The organism is Sphingorhabdus sp., assembly GCF_044374345.1.
Classification (GTDB): Bacteria; Pseudomonadota; Alphaproteobacteria; order Sphingomonadales; family Sphingomonadaceae; genus Sphingorhabdus_B.
The window spans coordinates 1-3,664 of record NZ_JBILOS010000137.1 but is presented as its reverse complement, the minus strand read 5'-3'; the positions used below and the strand labels follow the sequence as shown (position 1 = coordinate 3,664).

Annotated in this window: 3 protein-coding genes; 2 read left to right on the top strand and 1 reads right to left on the bottom strand. The window is 57.4% G+C overall.

Features of this window, described 5'->3' with window-relative positions; all coding sequences use genetic code 11:
• Positions 1-1,187, top strand: a 1,187-nt coding sequence (locus ACIQ5B_RS10475) for an argininosuccinate synthase (protein WP_397598972.1), incomplete at its 5' end; no start/stop codon positions are given.
• 88 nt (positions 1,188-1,275) lie between these two features.
• Complete coding sequence (locus ACIQ5B_RS10470; protein WP_397598971.1) at positions 1,276-3,018, top strand: amidohydrolase family protein; 1,743 nt, start codon at positions 1,276-1,278, stop codon at positions 3,016-3,018.
• A 158-nt stretch (positions 3,019-3,176) separates the two neighbouring features.
• Here the strand turns inward: ACIQ5B_RS10470 and ACIQ5B_RS10465 are convergent.
• Positions 3,177-3,664: DNA polymerase III subunit beta (locus ACIQ5B_RS10465; protein ID WP_397598970.1), on the bottom strand; the 488-nt coding region annotated here is incomplete at its 5' end.

Genomic DNA, 3,664 nt, shown 5'->3' with positions numbered 1-3,664 from the left:
CATATTCGGGCGGGCTCGACACCAGCGTCATCCTGAAATGGCTACAGGTGGAATATGGCTGCGAAGTCGTCACCTTCACCGCCGATTTGGGGCAGGGCGAAGAGCTTGGGCCAGCACGCGAAAAGGCGGTGCTGATGGGCGTGCCCGATCACCATATCTACATCGATGATTTGCGCGAAGAATTTGTGCGCGATTTCGTTTTCCCGATGATGCGCGCCAATGCGCGGTATGAAGGCGACTATTTGTTGGGCACATCGATTGCCCGTCCGCTCATTTCGAAGCGGTTGATCGAAATTGCCGCCGAAACCGGCGCAGACGCGATTGCGCATGGCGCAACGGGCAAAGGCAATGATCAGGTGCGGTTCGAACTTTCGGCTTATGCGCTGAACCCCGACATCAAGGTGATTGCGCCATGGCGTGAGTGGGACCTGACAAGCCGGACACGGTTGATCGAATGGGCCGAACAGCACCAGATTCCTGTGCCAAAGGACAAGCGCGGCGAAAGCCCGTTTTCGACCGACGCCAACCTGTTGCACACATCATCCGAAGGCAAAGTGCTTGAGGACCCGTGGGATGAAACGCCCGATTATGTGTACTCGCGTACCGTCAATCCGGAAGATGCGCCCGACACGCCCGAATATATCACCATCGATTTTGAACAGGGCGATGGTGTCGCGCTGAACGGCGAAGCGATGTCGCCTGCGACCTTGCTTGCCGCGCTGAATGATCTTGGCCGCAAGCATGGCATTGGCCGCCTTGATCTGGTCGAAAACCGCTTTGTCGGCATGAAATCACGCGGCATGTATGAAACGCCCGGTGGCGAGATTTATGCCCGCGCACACCGCGGTATTGAAAGCATCACGCTCGATCGCGGCGCAGCGCATCTTAAAGATGAGCTGATGCCGAAATATGCCGAGCTTATCTATAATGGCTTCTGGTTCTCGCCCGAGCGCGAGATGCTGCAAGCCGCGATTGACCATTCGCAGACCTTGGTGTCCGGCACCGTCCGGCTGAAGCTGTATAAGGGTCTGGCCAGTGTGGTTGGCCGCAAATCGCCCAACAGCCTGTACAGCGAAAAGGTTGTGACGTTCGAAGACGACGCCGGCGCCTATGACCAAAAGGATGCGGCGGGCTTCATCAAACTGAACGCACTTCGTCTGCGTTTGTTGGGACAGCGCAAAGCGTAACTTCACCGAGCAATCGTGATCAACGCGACGCCACTTTAACCGTCCGATTAAGTCTGATAGGATCTCCTGTAGGAAGAGGAGAGTCGATATGCATGATTTGGTCATTCGTGGTGGAACCGTGGTGGATGGCACGGGCGCGCCGCGCTTTGTCGCCGACGTTGCGGTGGATGGCGGCATCATTACCGCAGTCGGCCAAATCAGCGCTTCGGGCCGCGAAGAGATTGATGCTTCGGGTAAAATCGTCGCGCCTGGTTTTGTCGATATCCATACCCATTATGACGGCCAAGCAACGTGGGACAGTGAGATGGGTCCGTCGAGCTGGCATGGCGTCACCACAGTTGTCATGGGCAATTGCGGCGTTGGCTTTGCGCCCGCGAAAAAGGACAAGCATGATTGGTTGATCGGCCTGATGGAGGGTGTTGAGGATATTCCCGGCACTGCGTTGGCCGAGGGAATGAAATGGGATTGGGAGAGCTTTCCCGATTATCTCGACGCGCTCGAACGCCTGCCGCGCACCATCGATATTGGCACGCAAGTTCCGCACGGCGCGTTGCGCGCCTTTGTCATGGGACAGCGCGGCGCGGATAATGAGGAGCCAACCGAAGCCGACATCGCCGAAATGGCGCGGCTGGTGGAGGAAGGCTTGCGCGCAGGGGCTTTGGGTTTTTCCACATCCCGCACGGTGTTGCATAAATCGATTGATGGCGAACTTGTCCCCGGGACCACCGCGACCGAACCCGAGCTGGTGGGTATTGGCCGCGCCATGGGCAAAGTCGGGCATGGGGTGTTTGAATTGACCACCGATTTCTTGGAAGAATGGGACGAGTTCGGCTGGATGGGCCGGCTAAGCCGCGAAACGGGGCTGCCCATCGCATTCACCATGTTGCAATCGCCCATCAAGCAAATGCCGTGGACCGAGCAAATGGCGTCAATGTGCAACGCCAATGACAATGGCGCGAACCTCGTCGCGGCGATTGGCCTGCGCGGTATCGGCGTCATAATGAACTGGCGCGGCACGGTGCACCCCTTCATGCGCAAGCCAAGCTGGCAGAAAATTGCCGGACTGTCGTGGGACGAGCAAAAGGCGAAACTGTCCGACCCGGCGTTTAAGGCGGCGATGTTGGCGGAGGATAACTTGCCGCCGCCATCGCCTGATATGGCCCCATTCTTCATGCTGGTCACGGCCGCTTGGGCCATGCAATTCCCGCTGGGCGATGGCTTTAGCTATGAGCCCACTCGCGAAGAAAGCGTCTTCGGCTTTGCGCAAGCCGCAGGCAAAGAAGGCGCTGAATATGCCTATGACCAGTTGATGTCCGACGACGGCAACGGCATGATTTACCTGCCGATATTGAATTATATGGATGGCAATTTGGACTTCACCAAAGAGCTGCTCCAGCGTGACGATATCGTCGCATCGCTCTCCGACGGCGGCGCACATTGCGGGACGATTTGCGACGCGGCGTCACCGACATTTCTGCTCAGTTACTGGGCACGCGACCGTAAGGCGGGGACAATACCGCTCGAACTCGCCGTAAAACGGCAATGCCACGACACGGCGCGGCTTTATGGGCTGAATGATCGCGGTGTGCTAAAGCCGGGCTATCTGGCGGATATCAACGTCATCGATTTTGACGCGTTGAAATTGTTGAAGCCATGGTTGGCGTTCGACCTGCCCGCCGGTGGCAAGCGCTTGTTGCAAAAGGCGGACGGCTATGCCGCGACGATTAAGTCGGGCGTGGTCACGTTCCGTGATGGCGCGATGACCGGCGCTTTGCCCGGTATCGTGGTGCGCGGTCCGCAGAGCATCGAAATGGCGGAGGCGGCGGAGTGACCCCTTGAGGGGATTGTGACGCTGCAAATATTAAGACCCTGAAACAAGTTCAGGGTGACGGTGAAAGGAAACCGCTGTTTGCCACTCCGTCATGCTGAACTTGTTTGTGCGATGCACGCCTTCGGCTCCAGCATCTTAATTTTTAACGGTCCGTCCGATTACACCCGCATTGGCATCAGAACATACAGCGCCGCTGACTTGTCATTCTCGCGAATGAGTGTTGGGGCGCTGGCGTCGGCCAAGTGAAGCTCGACGATGTCGCCTTCAATCTCGCCCAAGATGTCCATCAAATAACGCGCGTTGAAGCCGATTTCGAAGCCGTCGCTGCTATATTGGCCGGACACTTCTTCGGCGGCTGTGCCGTTTTCAGGGCTGGTGACCGACAAAGTGATCTTGTCTTTATCGAGCGCCATTTTGACCGCGCGGGTTTTTTCGGTGGCGATGGTCGCCACGCGGTCAACGCCTTGGCTGAATGCCTTGGGGTCGATGCGCAGCAGCTTGTCATTCGCGGTGGGAATAACGCGGCTGTAATCGGGGAATGTGCCGTCGATCAGCTTTGATGTCAGGATGACGCTGTCAAAGGTGAAGCGGATTTTGCTCGCCGACAGATCGATCTGGATGACATTGCCGCCGCTTTCGTCAAGCA

Coding starts and splice junctions, on each gene's coding strand:
- ACIQ5B_RS10470 (WP_397598971.1), top strand. CDS start 1,276: ATGCATGATTTGGTCATTCGTGGTGGAACCGTGGTGGATGGCACGGGC.